The organism is Saccharococcus sp. Marseille-Q5394 (genome assembly GCF_946901335.1).
GTDB classification, from domain to species: domain Bacteria; phylum Bacillota; class Bacilli; order Bacillales_A; family Planococcaceae; genus Sporosarcina; species Sporosarcina luteola_C.
Genome location: NZ_CAMPPQ010000001.1, coordinates 1,895,311 through 1,911,197 on the forward strand (window position 1 = coordinate 1,895,311; position 15,887 = coordinate 1,911,197).

Annotated in this window: 13 protein-coding genes; 5 read left to right on the forward strand and 8 right to left on the reverse strand. The window is 48.6% G+C overall.

Translation table 11 applies throughout. The features are described from left to right. Positions 1-39 precede the first annotated feature (39 nt). Positions 40-1,557: a DHA2 family efflux MFS transporter permease subunit gene (locus OC538_RS09085; protein ID WP_251695211.1), complete on the reverse strand. Its 1,518-nt coding sequence runs from the start codon at positions 1,555-1,557 to the stop codon at positions 40-42. Positions 1,558-1,768: 211 nt separating this feature from the next. Here OC538_RS09085 and OC538_RS09090 point away from each other — a divergent pair, with 211 nt between their 5' ends. Both OC538_RS09090 and OC538_RS09095 read left to right on the forward strand, forming a co-directional pair. After that, entirely contained in the window at positions 1,769-2,653 is an 885-nt protein-coding gene (locus tag OC538_RS09090; protein ID WP_251693371.1) for a TetR/AcrR family transcriptional regulator, read from the forward strand. A 59-nt stretch (positions 2,654-2,712) separates the two neighbouring features. After that, positions 2,713-3,510, forward strand: a complete 798-nt coding sequence (locus tag OC538_RS09095; RefSeq protein ID WP_251693369.1) for a TIGR00266 family protein — start codon at positions 2,713-2,715, stop codon at positions 3,508-3,510. A gap of 232 nt (positions 3,511-3,742) precedes the next feature. Here the strand turns inward: OC538_RS09095 and OC538_RS09100 are convergent, their stop codons facing one another. From OC538_RS09100 to OC538_RS09120, 5 genes are all read right to left on the reverse strand, one after another. After that, positions 3,743-5,566: a tetratricopeptide repeat protein gene (locus OC538_RS09100; protein ID WP_251693367.1), complete on the reverse strand. Its 1,824-nt coding sequence runs from the start codon at positions 5,564-5,566 to the stop codon at positions 3,743-3,745. A 246-nt stretch (positions 5,567-5,812) separates the two neighbouring features. After that, complete coding sequence (locus tag OC538_RS09105; protein WP_251693365.1) at positions 5,813-7,132, reverse strand: YjiH family protein; 1,320 nt, start codon at positions 7,130-7,132, stop codon at positions 5,813-5,815. Between the two features lie 90 nt (positions 7,133-7,222). Then, the gene (hutI, locus tag OC538_RS09110) at positions 7,223-8,476 is read right to left on the reverse strand and encodes an imidazolonepropionase (RefSeq protein WP_251693363.1); all 1,254 of its coding nucleotides are present in this window, start codon (positions 8,474-8,476) and stop codon (positions 7,223-7,225) included. Then, positions 8,473-10,146: a urocanate hydratase gene (hutU, locus tag OC538_RS09115; RefSeq protein WP_251693361.1), complete on the reverse strand. Its 1,674-nt coding sequence runs from the start codon at positions 10,144-10,146 to the stop codon at positions 8,473-8,475. The genes hutI and hutU overlap by 4 nt, the downstream gene beginning before the upstream one ends. A 186-nt stretch (positions 10,147-10,332) precedes the next feature. Next, positions 10,333-11,178: a pyridoxamine kinase gene (locus OC538_RS09120; RefSeq protein WP_251693359.1), complete on the reverse strand. Its 846-nt coding sequence runs from the start codon at positions 11,176-11,178 to the stop codon at positions 10,333-10,335. Between the two features lie 193 nt (positions 11,179-11,371). On the opposite strand from OC538_RS09120, the gene OC538_RS09125 reads away from it, so the two are divergent. Then, complete coding sequence (locus OC538_RS09125) at positions 11,372-11,923, forward strand: ECF transporter S component (RefSeq protein WP_251693357.1); 552 nt, start codon at positions 11,372-11,374, stop codon at positions 11,921-11,923. A 69-nt stretch (positions 11,924-11,992) separates the two neighbouring features. Here the strand turns inward: OC538_RS09125 and OC538_RS09130 are convergent, their stop codons facing one another. After that, positions 11,993-13,420 carry a helix-turn-helix transcriptional regulator gene (locus OC538_RS09130; protein WP_251693355.1) on the reverse strand — a complete coding sequence of 476 codons (1,428 nt, stop codon included), beginning with the start codon at positions 13,418-13,420 and terminating at the stop codon, positions 11,993-11,995. An 85-nt stretch (positions 13,421-13,505) separates the two neighbouring features. Between OC538_RS09130 and hutG the strand changes: the two genes are divergently transcribed. Further along, entirely contained in the window at positions 13,506-14,453 is a 948-nt protein-coding gene (gene hutG, locus OC538_RS09135; RefSeq protein WP_410055855.1) for a formimidoylglutamase, read from the forward strand. A 78-nt stretch (positions 14,454-14,531) separates the two neighbouring features. On the opposite strand, the gene OC538_RS09140 is transcribed toward hutG, so the two are convergent. After that, complete coding sequence (locus OC538_RS09140) at positions 14,532-15,494, reverse strand: 2-hydroxyacid dehydrogenase (RefSeq protein WP_251693350.1); 963 nt, start codon at positions 15,492-15,494, stop codon at positions 14,532-14,534. A 214-nt stretch (positions 15,495-15,708) separates the two neighbouring features. Between OC538_RS09140 and OC538_RS09145 the strand changes: the two genes are divergently transcribed. Next, positions 15,709-15,873 (forward strand): hypothetical protein, encoded by a 165-nt coding sequence (locus tag OC538_RS09145; RefSeq protein WP_262174594.1) that lies wholly within the window; start codon positions 15,709-15,711, stop codon positions 15,871-15,873. Positions 15,874-15,887 lie beyond the last annotated feature (14 nt).

Here is a 15,887-nt window from a genome sequence, read left to right on the forward strand (position 1 = left end):
ACCTTTCTACTTAACTATAACAAAAGACGGTGCAGGAGACTATTCCTGTACCGTCTTCGTTTCTATCGAATCACTTTCAGCCGGTGATTTCTGCTCTTCATACTTCGGAGGACGGACCCTTTTCACAAAGAGAGTGAGGATCAATGCGGCAACGGATATGAAGGTGGCAATCAAGAATGAGTAGTTAATGCCTTCCAGCATCGCCTTCAAGCCGATTGCATGCTCCATCGCTGCCATCCCGCCTTTATCGGTAGGGATATTCCCACTTGCCACTGTATCGTTAAAAAGGGCTTCTCCCGACTTTTCCATGCGCTTCGTCATAATTGTAAGCAGTATCGCGGAACCGATCGCCCCCGATACTTGCTGCAATGTATTATTCATCGCTGTGCCGTGAGGGTTTGATTTCATCGGAAGCTGGTTCAAGCCATTGGTCATGATCGGCATCATGACCATCGACATTCCGAACATCCGAACTGTATATAGAGCCATCAAGTAGTAATATCCTGAATCCAATTCTAGGCGGCTTAAGTAAAACGTTGTGATGACAGTGATCAAAAGTCCGGTGATCGCAAGGACTCGCGCACCGTATTTATCGAATAGCCGGCCAGTGATCGGCGACATGATCCCCATTAGCACCGCACCTGGAAGCATCAAAATCCCCGCTTCAAACGGTGAAATTCCGCGCACTTCCTGAACATAAAGCGGCGTCAGGATCATCCCGGAAAACATCGCCACCGACAGCACGATCGAAATGACGGATGCAAGTGCGAACATCGGATATTTATAAATTCTGAAGTCCAGCATCGCAACGTCCATCCGCAATTGGCGGATGATGAATGCGATTAGTGAAACCGCTCCAATTGCAATCGTTCCATAAACGAGCGGATCGCCCCATCCTTTTTCTCCCCCGGCCGAACTAAATCCGTATAATAGGCCGCCAAAACCGATTGTGGATAATACGAGAGAGAAGACGTCCAACTTCACCGCTGTATTCGGCGTGATGTTTTTCAGCTTCCAGAGCGCAAAGACGATTGTCAGAATCGCAAACGGCAACACGATTTCAAAAAGCGTGCGCCATGAATAATGCTCGACAACCCAACCTGACAATGTAGGCCCGATTGCAGGCGCCGTAAACATGACAAGCCCGAACATCCCCATTGCCGATCCCCTCTTCTCGATCGGGAAAGCGACGAGCATGACGTTCATCAATAACGGCATCATCAAAGCGGAACCTGAAGCCTGGATCATACGTGCCGCAACGAGCATTCCGAAGGTCGGTGCAAAGATGGCAAGAGCCGTACCGATCGTAAACAATGTCATCGCTGTTAAAAACAATTTACGGTTCGTAAACTTTTGTACAAAGAAAGCACTTGCCGGAATCATGATTCCATTCACAAGCATATAACCAGTTGTCAGCCATTGGACGGCTGAAGGTTTCACCTGAAACTCATTCATAATAACCGGCAAAGCTATATTCAATAATGTATTGTTCAAGATTGCGACGAATGCCCCGAAGAATAAAATCGCTATCATTCCATAAGGAGGCTTTTCGTGCATCTTCTTTATATCTATTTCCAATAGAAGGCCCCCATTCAAATTCAATCTTTATCTATACACAATTCCATATTTTATACCGTCAGTACAAAATAATCAAATATAGAAATCGTTTTCAATCAAAAAAAGTTTTCAACACTGACAAATCAGTAGTAAGCATGGTAAAATCATTTTATACTCACAGTACAAATTCAGAAAATCAAGGGTGATAGAGATGAACGAACGTAAACGCCAAGTCATGCTATTAGCTAAAAAACTATTTATCGATAAAGGATTCACAGCTACGTCCGTTCAAGACATTTTGGAAGAAGCAAAGATTTCCAAAGGGACATTTTATAATTATTTCACATCCAAAAATGAATGCCTTATGGCCATTTTAGAAGATGCCCATAACGAGTCTGTCATCAGGAGACGCGAACTTCTCGTCGGGCGTGATAAAAAGGATAAAGACATATTAGCCGGGCAGATCCTCGTCCGGATGCAAGTGAACCGGGAACTGAATCTGCTTCCGATTTACGAGGCAGTTTTTTATTCCAATGATGAAGAGCTCCGAAATTTCGTGAAGGCGTACCATCTGAGCGAGTTAAAATGGATTGCCGGTCGCCTCGTCGACCTCTATGGCGAGGAGGCCAAGCCACATGCTTTTGACTGCTCTGTCATGACGCTCGGGATGATCCAACAACTGAACCATTTCTGGAAAGCCGGCTCATCCAAGGACCCGGACATTGAAAAACTTGTCCATTTCACATTCCGAAGGATGGACGCCCTCATGTCCGATATGATTGAACAGAAGGATGTCCTGCTTGAACAACATTTAATTTCGTCATTAGAAATACCGGCTGGAGATCTGAAAGAAAAACTCCAAGAGGACCTGCTAGTTCTAAAAAAGAAATTGGAACAGGAACAGATTGGAAACTGCGTGGACTACGCAAACTTCCTTCTCTCCGAATTGCAGGCCGAGAATCCTAGAGTATCCCTTTTGGAGGTGGTCGGCCGTTCATTCCGTGAAGATAGCAATGGCAAGATACTTGCCGATCGTGTAAATGAAGTCATATTCCTACTATGGAAATATATTGACTCGATTAAAGCAAATTCGTGAAACTTTCGAAGCCTACCACCGTACAAGTAATCAACAACTAAACTTTTAGGGGGCATTTTATGAACAATCACGAAATCGATTTCAAATTGTACGGAGACGATATGCAATTTGTAGAAGTTGAATTGGATCCAGGCGAAACAGTTGTCGCAGAAGCAGGTTCATTGATGATGATGGAAGACGGAATCGAAATGGAGACGATTTTCGGAGATGGCTCAGGAAATTCCGGCGGAGGCATCATGGGCAAGTTGATGGGAGCAGGAAAACGCCTGATTACAGGAGAAAGTCTCTTCATGACGACATTCACGAATGAAGGATCCGGCAAAAAACACGCCTCATTCGCAGCTCCTTATCCGGGAAAAATCATCCCGATGGATTTAAGCCAATACAACGGCAAGATCATCTGTCAGAAGGATGCATTTTTAGCTGCAGCAAAAGGGGTTTCTGTCGGGGTTGAATTCCAAAGAAAACTTGGCGTCGGCTTTTTCGGCGGCGAAGGATTCATCATGCAAAAGCTTGAAGGGGACGGCATGGCTTTCGTCCATGCCGGTGGAACGATCATCGAGAAGACCCTTTCTCCTGGCGAAACGCTGCGCGTCGATACAGGTTGCCTCGTCGCCATGACGCAAGACGTCAACTATAATATCGAAATGGTAAAAGGCATCAAGACAGCATTGTTCGGCGGCGAAGGATTGTTCTTTGCCACGCTGAGAGGACCAGGAAAGGTATGGGTCCAATCATTGCCATTCTCCAGACTCGCAAGCCGCGTCTTCGCAGCTGCACCGCAAACTCCAGGCGGAGGCTCACGTGATGAAGGCAGTATCGCAGGTGGATTGTTCAATATGCTAGGCGGGAAATGAATGAGTAAAACCGGAACGCTGCGGCGTTCCGGTTTTTTCTTGTGCGAAATACGCATAAACTTCTATAATCACGCATAAATCTATCGAATGAAGCATAATTCCCGAAATCGGCGCATAAACGCTACTAGACGCGCATAAATTCATAAATCGACGCATAAACGCTTCTAGAAGAGCATAAATCGCCAAAATCGCTCATAAACGCCGAAATTCACGCATAAACGGACGCGTTATCTCAATTCTCGCCATTCAACAATAGCCAAATATAACGCGCTTCCTCTTCACTTCCTGGTTGGATGTTCAATTGTTTCGGATAGTCAATCGTCTTCGCCTTGAACGTCTTCAAATGCAAGACATGCCCATTCGCCTTCGCCGCTTTTTCAAGCATTTCGTCAGCTTCTTCGGACTTCCCTTCAGATGCATCATGCTCAAGTTTCCAATCCAGATATAAATAGGCCGCGTCGCTTTGCGATCCTTTTTCATAGCGAACCATAAGTTCAGCCGCTTCATTGAACCGCTGCGCATGAATCAAACAAGCAACCGCTTCATACCGCGCGCCTTGATTATCCGTCGGGTTCATGCGGACGAGATCTTTGAACACATCCGCCGCTTCGTCAAACTCTCTTTGCCGGAATAAATGGACACCATACGCGAAAGCGGCCCGCATGAACGGCCGGTTCGGAAGGTTCATCCACGGGTTCTCTCCCGGCTCGAACGTCTTGCTCGCATTACGGATCGCCTTTTCGAATTTAGCGGATGCTTTCCCTGGATTGCTCTCTGACTCCGCCGCAAGCAATAGCGCATCCGATAGTTCGGGTGAAATCGCCATTGCCTTTGCTGCAAGTTCCCTGCGTTCATCTTCACTTTCCGCCGCATACGCTTCATACGCTAGCATTTGCGCCCTTCCTTCATCCACATTCGGTTTGCGTTCCGACTGGACGACTCCTGCCGTCGTCATCGCCGTTTCCCAAAGCCCTTTTTCGGAAGGTCGCGGATCGGTGCCGATGTCGTAAACAACGTTCGCCATCGGCTCGTCGAAGCTGCCCATCATCTCTTCGTACAAGGAGGACAAGTCTTCAATGTATGGTTTCATCCCATCGGAGGACGCTTCGTATCGGGTCGCAATTTCCGCTTCATTATCTTCAAGTCCCCGCACAACGCCAAGCTTCGAACCCGTCCAAACAGCGGCTGCAACAAGATCCGGCTGTGAGGCGATTTCCTGTTGGACATTCATGAAATACGCGACCGCCAATTTATGCATAATCTCACGCGCATCGGCATCCTGTCCAAGCTCGCGCATCGCCCCTTCCAACGCTTTCAATGCATCCAACTGCGAAGGGACGAGCACTTCCTCGACCAATTCATTCAGTGATGCCAAGCTCCGCTTAATGAAAAGCTCATAAATATCAAGCGCATGCGCACGAATGAATTCCTTCGGCGTCTTCCCTTCATGAGCTTCACGCAATTCCATGAGCGATTGCTTCGTCTGCTTGCTCCATTTCGCAAGGAACACCATCGAAGAAATCGGTGCAATGGCGTCCTCCCTTGTCCGCGGATCACGCAGCACTGAGCCGAACATCAATGTTCCTGGGTCGGCCGGCATCCCTTCATTCCGGGTGACATGATAGACTTCTTCCGTGAATAACTGACGGACTTCCAACATCCCATCGTCCGCACCAACTACTTCCGCCAATAGCATGAAAGGTTCATCCCAGGCTTTCAAAATGGATATGACCGCCTCGCGCTTCGCCTTCCCGAGCTGTTCCTGTATGTATTCATGCCATCCCGACGGATTGTAAATGAATAAATAAAACTCACCCGCCGCCTCTTCAATATCTTCTTTGCTCCAGCTGTCCGATAGACGGAGAATCCATTCCCGCATCATGCGGGTCATCTCTTTCCGGTCGTCCCCTTTCGGATACCGCCCGAAGAAATTACCAAGGACTTGATCCAATTCTTCATTCACAATCAACCCGATTAAATCCGGCCCCTTCTTGCCACAGCATTTCTTATATTTCTTCCCACTCCCGCACGTACAAGGATCGTTTCTACCAATCATCTTGTATCCCCCCTATGTTGCTTTCCCTCATCATAACAAACATGGCGAGGTGATGCCGCTTCGCTCCACTTTAGCGGGGGTCGATAGTCCCGAAATGACGATAACTTTGTGAAAATGACCGATAACTCGCTCCAACTGACCGATAACTTCTCGGAACTGACCGATAACTCGCTCCAGATGACCGATATACCATGGAAATTGATCGATAAAAAAACACCCGGGCTCCCCGGGTGCCTGAATCCTCACCTATAGCAATAAATACGCAATCGGCGTCACAATAACGATTGTCAGGATGACGCGCTGCACCCAAATCGCAATAAGCTGCGGAATGGAGATCGGAATTTCCGTCGAAACGATACAAGGCACGACCGCCGAGAAGAAGATGATCGACGAAACAGATACGACCGCAATGACGAACTTGACGACCAATGCCGATTCCACAACGAGCAACGCCGGCAGGAACATTTCCGCTATGCCGAGCGCACTCGCTTTTGCAACTAACATCGGCTCCGGCAGCTGCAACGCCCATGTGAACGGATAGAAGATGTAGCCGAGCCAATCGAATACAGGTGTAAACTCTGCCAAGACGAGCCCTAAGAGACCGATCGACAAGATGGAAGGCAGGATCGCCATAGCCATCAACAACCCATCCTTTACGTTCGCCACAATATTTTGCGCGAACGTAGGCGCTTTCGAGACAGTTTCCATTGCTTCATTCCAGGCTGCTGCAAAGCGCTTCCCTTCCGGCTTCACTTCCGGCTGCGGCGTCGAACCTTCGTAATACTCGTTCTTGATTGAACGCAACGGCCATAAGTGGACAGTGATTGCTGTAACAATAAAAGTGACAACCAGCGTCGTCCAGAAATACAAATTCCACATGCTCATCAGGTCGAGCGTCTTGGCGACGACGACCATGAACGTCGCGGAAACCGTCGAGAATCCTGTCGCAATGATGGCAGCTTCTTTCGCTGTGTATTTCCCTTCCTTGTACACGCGGTTTGTAATCAAAAGCCCCAACGAATACGAACCAACGAATGAAGCGACGGCATCAATCGCCGACCTGCCAGGCGTCTTCCAAATCGGACGCATGATCGGCTGCACGAGGACGCCGACAAATTCCAACAGGCCATACCCGACTAACAAAGCAAGGAATACCGCACCGATCGGAACTAATAATCCAACAGGGATGACTAACTTATTCAACAGGAACGGCCCCATGCTTGGATCAAAAAGCCATCCAGGTCCTACGCTGAAAACGAGCATGATCCCCACAACCAAGCCGATCACCTTGAAAAATGAAAAGACCATATTGACGGTCGATTTTTTCCACGTACCTGAAACGAACGGATACACTGCTCCGGCTAGAATGACGACCAATGCATAATACGGTAAAGCCCCTCCGAAATGCGTTTGAATCCATGTGACGATATGATCGAGCATGATTGAATTCTTTTCACCGATCGTGACCGGCACGAAAAACATAAATGCACCGATTGCGCTGAAGACGAAAAACTTCCACATACCCGGATTCGATCGCGTAGTAACTTTCTCCCCCACTTGTGCCATACCTCTTTCACCCTTCCCCCAATATTCTGTCAAATTAAATTAAATGAAAGCCGTGAATGAAGCGTTACATTGTTCATTCACGGCAAGTCCTTACCCTACGACCATTTCTCCCTTTTTCCAAACCTTATCCACATGATTCACGCCGAATAAATACTGCAACTCCTGGTAGTTCGAAATATTCCACATGACGACGTCCCCTTGCTTGCCGACTTCGAGCGAACCGACTTTGTCCTCCATCCGGATGGCGCAAGCAGCATTCATCGTCGCCGCGACAAGTGCCTCCGCAGGCGTCAAACGCATCGAGATGCACGCCAAGTTCATGACGAGCGGCATCGAAGTCGTCGGTGACGAGCCCGGATTGCAGTCCGTCGAAATGGCGACAGCAACGCCTTCATCAACCATTTGACGCCCTTTTGCCGCATCCTCGCGTAAGTACAAAGCAGTTGCCGGCAATAAACAAGCGATCACTCCCGCTTCCGCCATCTGCTTGATCCCTTCGTCAGACGCCTTCAACAGATGTTCCGCTGAAATGGCGCCGACTTTTGCAGCTAACTCAGCCCCGCCATACGATTCGATTTCGTCCGCATGGATTTTTGGAATTAACCCAAGTTTCTTCCCGGCCTCCAAAATACGTTCCGATTGTTCGGGCGTGAACACACCCACTTCGCAGAACACATCGTTGAAGACCGCTAGCTTCTCTTCTGCAACTATCGGAAGCATATCGTTGATAATACTATCAATATATTCATCTTCATTGCCTTTATATTCTTGTGGAACGGCATGCGCCCCCATGAATGTCGGCACGAGGTCGATCGGATGGGTTTCATTCAGCCGCTTCGTCGCCCGCAGCTGCTTCAGCTCCGTTTCCAGATCAAGGCCATAGCCGCTCTTCCCCTCGACAGTCGTTACACCGTGCTTCAGGAATGAATCGAGCCTGCGCGTAGATTGCTCCACCAATTCATCTTCCGTTGCTTCACGTGTCATCCGCGTCGTCGCGTGGATTCCGCCGCCCGCATTCATGATTTCCATATAAGTAGCGCCTTCTAGACGCATTTCGAATTCGCGCTCTCGGCTTCCTCCATAGACTACATGCGTATGCGGGTCGACGAGTCCCGGTGTTACGAGACGCCCTGTCGCATCAATAATGTCCGCCTCGGACGCACGGTCGCCGAATTGACGCTCCAATTCCTCGGTCGTCCCGATTGCTGTAACGACGCCATCTTCAATCCATACACTACCATCTTCAATAATTCCTAGTTCAGACATTTCCTTGTGCTTACGCGGCGCATTCTTGCCCGCGATTGTCGCCAGTTGTGCTGCATGTTTAATCCAGATTGGTTTCAATGATTTCCACCTTCCATCATTGGGATGTTAACCCCTTTTTCCTTCGCTGTTTGAATGGCCAAGTCATAGCCCGCATCGACGTGGCGCGCGATGCCCATTCCAGGATCTGACGTCAAGACACGTTCAAGCCGCGCTTCCGCTTCCTTCGTTCCGTCTGCGACAATGACCATGCCCGCATGCTGGGAATACCCCATGCCGACCCCGCCGCCATGATGGACTGATACCCAAGTCGCCCCACCAACAGCATTGATCATCGCGTTCAAGATCGGCCAGTCGGAAACAACATCTGAACCATCCTTCATCGCTTCCGTCTCACGGTTCGGGGAAGCAACAGATCCCGAGTCGAGGTGGTCACGTCCGATGACGATCGGTGCACTTAATTCGCCGCTCGCAACCATGTCATTGATGATCTTCCCGAAACGCGCACGCTCGCCATACCCTAGCCAGCAAATACGAGAAGGCAATCCTTGGAACTGAATCTTCTCCTGCGCCATCCGAATCCAATTGCAAAGATGTGTATTGTAACTGAATTCACGTAAAATGACTTCATCTGTCTTCCGGATATCTTCCGGGTCTCCGGAAAGCGCCACCCAGCGGAAAGGCCCTTTCCCTTCACAGAACTGCGGACGGATATAAGCCGGAACGAATCCAGGGAAATCAAATGCCCGCTCAACGCCCTCGTCCTTCGCCACTTGACGGATGTTGTTCCCGTAATCGAACGTGATCGCGCCTTTATCCATCATCTCGACCATTGCAGAAACATGCTTCGCCATCGATGCTTTCGCCCGTTTTACATATTCATCCGGATTGGAAGCGCGTAGCTCCGCCGCCTCTTCAAGCGACATGCCGGACGGGATATAGCCATTCAACGGGTCATGCGCAGATGTCTGGTCCGTAAGTACATCCGGGTTGAATCCACGTGCAATCATTTCTGGCAATACATCTGCCGCATTTCCGAGAAGACCGATCGACAACGCCTTCCCTTCCACCTTCGCTTCTTCCGCAAGGCGGATCGCTTCATCAAGGGAATCCGTTTTGATATCTGTATAACGCGTTTCAATACGGCGATCGATCCGCGTTTCATCAACTTCGATGCCGATGCAGACGCCGCCCGCCATCGTGACTGCCAATGGCTGCGCACCACCCATGCCGCCGAGCCCAGCCGTTAACGTGATCGTTCCTTTCAATGACTCCTCGAAATGCTGTTTCGCAAGCTCCGCAAACGTTTCATATGTCCCTTGGACGATTCCTTGAGACCCGATATAGATCCAGCTGCCCGCCGTCATTTGTCCGTACATCATCAAGCCCTTCTTGTCGAGCTCATGGAATGTATCCCAATTGGCGTAAGCCGGCACAATATTCGAGTTGGCAATCAACACGCGAGGCGCATCTGTATGTGATTTGAAAATCGCAACCGGTTTACCCGATTGGATCAATAACGTTTCATCATTCTCAAGTTCCTTCAATGAACGGACAATGGCGTCAAAGCTCTCCCAGTTACGCGCCGCCTTCCCAATTCCCCCGTAAACGACGAGCTTCTCAGGATGCTCCGCCACATCAGGATGCAAATTGTTCATGAGCATCCGAAGCGCCGCCTCCTGTTGCCATCCCTTCGTATTCAATTCCGTACCTCTATATTGAACTACCTTCTCCACTGTATCCGCTTTCATTTTCTGATAACCTCCCTTTCGTTACTATCATTCTATAAGGAAAGTTCAGTTAATTGTTTATAGATTAATTGTAATATTATACTTTGTTGACACTTGGAGTATTAATTTATGAAATATTTTATTGATTATTAATAAAAAGCGAACATTCTCTTGAATTAATCAAGAAACTGCCCGCTTCGATTATTGTTATAACAACATCCTTAAAAACGCTTCGAAATTCACGCCCGCTACGCTTGGAATCTGTTCCTTCGCTGTCGCTTCGATGGCAGCGTTTAGGAACTGCTCTGCAAGCTCCATTGCCTCCGCAACGTCTTGACCACGCATCAAACCGCCCATAATGACGGATGCAAATAAATCACCCGTCCCTGAATAGCTCATGCCGTTATACTCCTGGAGACTGTGATAGGCGCGGGATCCATCGATATACATATTACCTACGTATCTGGTTTCCGAAATGGCCGGAGGATTCAATCCAGTTATAATGAGACTTGCGCCGGTCATTGACTGTAGTTGGCGTCCTGCCTCCTCGATTGATGCTAAATAATCGTCGTTTGTTTTGTAGTTATGCAACTTGTCATATGACATGCCTGTCAGCAAACAGCACTCCGTAACGTTCGGCGTAATGATATCCGCACGCTTCGCAAGTTCCTTCATATAGCTAATCAGCTCCGTAGAAAAAACGTCATACATCTCTCCCCGATCGCCCATTACCGGATCGACAAGAAGCGTAGTCCCTTCCTTGTAAAACGTATGTAAAAATGAAAAGATGTTTTCAATCTGCTCTTTTCCTGTCACGAAACCCGTATGAATGCCATCAAAAGAAGCGCTCAACTTGCTCCACTCTTCTGTAAAATGATTCATCTTGGATGTCAAATCTTCACAATAATAGCTCGGATACTCTGTCTGTGACGTCAAAATGGCAGTCGGCAGCGGAACTGCCTGTACGCCCATGACAGATAAGACCGGGATAGCCGCTGTGAGCGAGCACTTTCCGAAGGATGACATATCTTGGATAACCGCAACTTTTTTCATTAGCTTTCCCACCTAACACGTCGATACTTGCACTTCTTTCATCGTACCACAAGTAGGTAGTTACAAGAATACACGGACAGACAATTCAATCTGACCTCTACCGTTTTTACCGATCTGGCACTTTTGTGATGGTCAGCTATTTAGTAATATTGAGTTAATCAAAAAACTATGAACCAAGGAAGGAAATACACCTATGCAAATTATACAACGAAGCACTCATTCTGCAACACGGGCAAAAACATTCGATTTGGTGCTTACTGCCGTTCTGTCGACGCTTGTCCTAGTGTCAACCGTATTCATCAATATCAAACTTCCGATCGGTCAAGGCGGCTTGATCCATCTAGGGACCGCTGCACTTTTCATCGTTTCGATTCTTTTCGGACCGAAAAAAGGGGCACTTGCCGGAGCCATTGGAATGGGATTATTCGATATTTTCGGCGGCTGGGCAATTTGGGCGCCTACGACAATCGTTGCCCGTGCTCTGCAAGGCTATATCGTCGGTAGGATCGCTTGGTCAAAAGGCCATCAAGGAGATCATATCGGACTCAACATCTTAGGTGCTATCGCATCTATTCCGGTCATGCTGGCAGTATACTTTGTTGGCCAAGGCATCATGTTCGGCAACTGGATCCAACCGTTCGCATCGATCCCGGGTGATCTCATTCAGAACATCGTCGGTCTGCTGATTGCCATCCCATTATGCGTCGCTTTGAAGAAGACACCGTTCTTTCGGAAGAGATTTTAAATTTATTAATAGAAGAGCAGTGAAGAAAAGCTACGTCCTTTCTTCACTGCTCTTTCTTTCAATTACTATCTACCTCATCCTAAACTGATACGGCGTCATTCCCGTCTCCTCTTTGAACCGCCTGCTGAAATACGTGGAATGGGTGAAGCCGGCAGACTTGGAAACTTCGGCAATCGGCAAATCAGTCTCTTTCAACAGACGCTTCGCCTCTTCTATACGGGTTCTCAGCAATGCCACGCTGAAAGACTCGCCCGCTTCCCCTGCATATTTTCTGCTCAACGTACTTTTATGAATTCTCAACTCTTCCGCACATGCCTCCAAGTTCCATGAAGCATCCCAATAATTTGCCGCAATCCGTTCCTGCACTTTGTCGGCAAGGGTTCTTTTGCCTTCCGCGATACCTTCAGTACTTTGGAGAAGCTCCGCAATGAAGGAGAGGAAAGTCCGGATTATATGGTACATGACCGGCTCACGGATAACTGTTTCGAACAAAGCATGGTACGCCTGCTCCATTGCCTGCGACTTCAATGATTTTGCTGTCATGTACCGGCGGATTTGCGCGAGAATGCTCGTCAGCCGGACACGGACCATTTCCGGGTCAGGGAATGGAGATTCAAGTGTGAGGAAATCCTGTTCCATCCACTCCCGGATAGACACCACTTGCCGTTTTTCGAGCATCTCCACCCATTCACGCTGCTCAAGCGGTGATAAAAAAGGATCCATGTCCCTCCACTGAAGGTCGTCCTGCTCGATCGTCAAAATATCATAGCCATCATAGAAAATCCGCTCATGAAACTGGCGCATTTTCTTATAAAGCGCCCTGTACGTACGATTCTGGCTTTGATCTGCATACAAATAAACCGTTAGCAAGGCGTCCGATTGACGTTTCCATTGCGCGAAGAAGATTGAATATGCCTCTTGCAGGTCGTGCACATCTTTTAATTGATGGACGACGAGCACAAAATCCGAAAACGGGAAGATGTCATAAGCGGTCGGAAAATCATGCAATTCGAGTTCGCGGACGAGATGGTCAAGCTCATCCAATCGCGATGGCGCGATTAAACTGAAAAGCACTGGGTGTTCCGGCTTTGTCTCCCCGATGAGAAAGTCTTCGTATGTGACGACTGCTTCCCGTGGTTTGACAGGGCCTTTTAGCCGCGTCCTTTCATTCCGCCAGCGGAAGCGGATTTGCTGGACTTGTTTGACGAGCCGGTCGGGCTGGAATGGTCGAAATAAAATATCTTCCGCTTTCAGGGAGAGCGCTTTGTAAACCGTTTGGAATGTCCTTTCGGAGGAAATTCCGAGCCAGATGGCGTGCGGCGGCAGTTCGAATTCCGTTGTCATGATGTAGTTCATGTCGATAATGTAGAGATACGCATCCGTTGAAACGTCCGCCCCCTCTGCAATTTCAACTTCCACGTCATTCCATTGGGACGTGAGCAGCCATTTCAGACCTTGGGCTTCGAGGGAGTCTTTGATGAGTAGTCGTATTTTCATGCGATCACCTATTTTCGGGATTTGATTTATTGCCATCTAGCTTTATACTGAGGGCAAGAAGTCTTTCATTTCAGAAAGGATGATTGTGGTGAATAAAATCAATGAATCTATTTGGACAGGTCGTACTGATGATATAGAAGACCGTGCGAGTTTCCGTTATCATCAGGTTATTGAACTGGCCGATATTGAGCAAGTTTCTGGCGGATGCGCAATCATCGGTTTCGAATGCGAGGAAGGCGTCCGGCGGAATAAAGGCCGTTTGGGTGCGGCGGAAGCCCCGAATGCATTGCGCGGCGGGCTTGCGAATCTTCCGTGGCGATTCCCGGAAACCGCTCGGCTTTTCGACGTCGGCAATATTGCTTGTGACGGCGAAGACTTGGAGACTGCTCAACAGCAACTTGGCGAAGCGGTGACGGCGATCCTTTCGAAAGGTGCAAAGCCAATCATTCTTGGCGGCGGCCATGAAACTCTTTATGGGCATTATTTAGGAGTCCGCGAATCGATTGGCATAGATGCTACGCTTGGCATCGTCAATATTGATGCGCATTTTGATTTGCGCCCGTACGACGAACAGCCTTCTTCTGGAACGATGTTCAGGCAGATTTTAGAGCAGGATGAGAATGCGAAGTATTTCGTCGCCGGCATCCAGCGTTATGGAAACACGCAGGAACTTTTCGACCGGGCGGATTTGCTTGATGTTACATACGTGCATGAAGACGAAATGATTCCTGGGCAACTCGATAAGCTGATGGAAGCATTGGATGATTTCATGGAGCAGCATGACGCTGTGATGCTGACGTTATGTACGGATGTCTTGAATGCCGCGTTCGCACCAGGCGTAAGCGCTCCTTCTCCATTTGGGCTTGATCCATCCACAGTGCGCGCCATCATCCGGAAAGTGGCTAGGCATGAGAAAACGCGATCTTTCGATATATGCGAAGTAAATCCCGCATTGGATGAAGACGGACGGACTGTGAAGCTTGGCGCTTATCTTGTGAATGAATCGATTGCGTCATTTTTTTTGAAGGCGTAAAGGCTTGAATTGCTGAAGACATTTGGCGCGAGAGAAGCTTGGTCTGTCCAAGTATTCTTCCGCGCTTATTTTTTTGCCTTATAGGACTCGGTTCGTTGGCTCCCTGCCTTCGAGCACATCGGTGATCGCGTTGACATTCAATTTCATCATGGTGAGACGCGTTTTGACGCTTGCGCTTCCGATATGCGGAACCGCCGTGACGTTCGGCAACGTGAGCAATGGATGACGGATGGGAACTGGTTCCGTTTCAAACACGTCCAGTCCTGCACCGAAAATCGTTTCGTTTTTTAACGCGTCATAGAGGGCGACCTCATCGACGATACCGCCACGTGACACGCTGATGAGGGTTGCGGTTTTCTTCATGAGTGCGAGTTCGCGCTCGCCGATCATCCCTTTCGTCTCTTCCGTGAACGGGGCTAGAATCACCACATGGTCCGCCCGCTGTAATAGGTCGTCCAATTCAGCGAATTCGGCTTGGTATTCTTTTTCCGCTTCAGGTTTCCGGCTGCGGTTATGGTAGAGCACATCCATGTTGAACCCCTTAGCTCTGCGCGCAACCGCCTCGCCGATCCGGCCCATGCCGATTATGCCAATTGTTGTCCCGTGTGCATCCATTCCGGTGAAACCCATCGGCGTCCACGAAAGCCATCCGCCTTGCCGCAATTCCTTTTCTGCTGTATTGAAGCGGCGCGCCGTGGCGAGCAGTAACCCGAATGCAAGGTCCGCGGTCGTTTCCGTCAACACATCGGGCGTATTCGTCACAACGATGCCCTTCTCCTTCGCCGCTTCTGTATCGATATTGTTATAGCCGACCGCCATATTGGAAATCACTTTTAAGTTTGTCGCGCTTTCCAACAATTCACGGTCGATCGTATCAGACAGCATCGTCCAAAGCGCGTCGACTTGCGCAATCTCTTCCCGCAATACAGCCTTTGTCACCGCCACCTCTTCCGAATCCCACATCCGGACAGTGAATTTCTCTTTAAGCGGCGCAACGATTTCTTCCGGCAGCTTTCTTGTAATAAACACACTCGGCTTCATTCCAGCCCCTCCCGTTTCACTTTTATTCTATTTTAGCACAATTCTGTCGGTTCTTTTTCTGCCTTATATCAAGTTATCGGTCATTTGAGCGGTGTTATCGGTCAATTCACGGTAGATATCGGTCACTTCAAAGTTTTTATCGATCACTTCAGCCGACTTATCGGTCATTTTCACAAAGTTATCGTCATTTCATGACCTTCGAACTCCCCCGTTCTTGTCGAACGTCATTGTCATCGCGAAATTGTCGTCTGGAAAAGTTATCGCTCATTTCCCAGTGTATATCAATCATTTCCCAACACTTATCGATCAATTGGGTGGATATATCGATTATTTCTCGACTTATATCGATCATTTCCCAAGATATATGGTCATTTCATGACTTAAGAACCACTC

What these genes read in the sequence shown, in the direction of transcription:
- OC538_RS09085 (WP_251695211.1), bottom strand. Translation starts at nt 1,557, where the DNA reads ATGCACGAAAAGCCTCCTTATGGAATGATAGCGATTTTATTCTTCGGG.
- OC538_RS09090 (WP_251693371.1), top strand. Translation starts at nt 1,769, where the DNA reads ATGAACGAACGTAAACGCCAAGTCATGCTATTAGCTAAAAAACTATTT.
- OC538_RS09095 (WP_251693369.1), top strand. Translation starts at nt 2,713, where the DNA reads ATGAACAATCACGAAATCGATTTCAAATTGTACGGAGACGATATGCAA.
- OC538_RS09100 (WP_251693367.1), bottom strand. Translation starts at nt 5,566, where the DNA reads ATGATTGGTAGAAACGATCCTTGTACGTGCGGGAGTGGGAAGAAATAT.
- OC538_RS09105 (WP_251693365.1), bottom strand. Translation starts at nt 7,132, where the DNA reads ATGGCACAAGTGGGGGAGAAAGTTACTACGCGATCGAATCCGGGTATG.
- hutU (WP_251693361.1), bottom strand. Translation starts at nt 10,146, where the DNA reads ATGAAAGCGGATACAGTGGAGAAGGTAGTTCAATATAGAGGTACGGAA.
- OC538_RS09120 (WP_251693359.1), bottom strand. Translation starts at nt 11,178, where the DNA reads ATGAAAAAAGTTGCGGTTATCCAAGATATGTCATCCTTCGGAAAGTGC.
- OC538_RS09125 (WP_251693357.1), top strand. Translation starts at nt 11,372, where the DNA reads ATGCAAATTATACAACGAAGCACTCATTCTGCAACACGGGCAAAAACA.
- OC538_RS09130 (WP_251693355.1), bottom strand. Translation starts at nt 13,420, where the DNA reads ATGAAAATACGACTACTCATCAAAGACTCCCTCGAAGCCCAAGGTCTG.
- OC538_RS09140 (WP_251693350.1), bottom strand. Translation starts at nt 15,494, where the DNA reads ATGAAGCCGAGTGTGTTTATTACAAGAAAGCTGCCGGAAGAAATCGTT.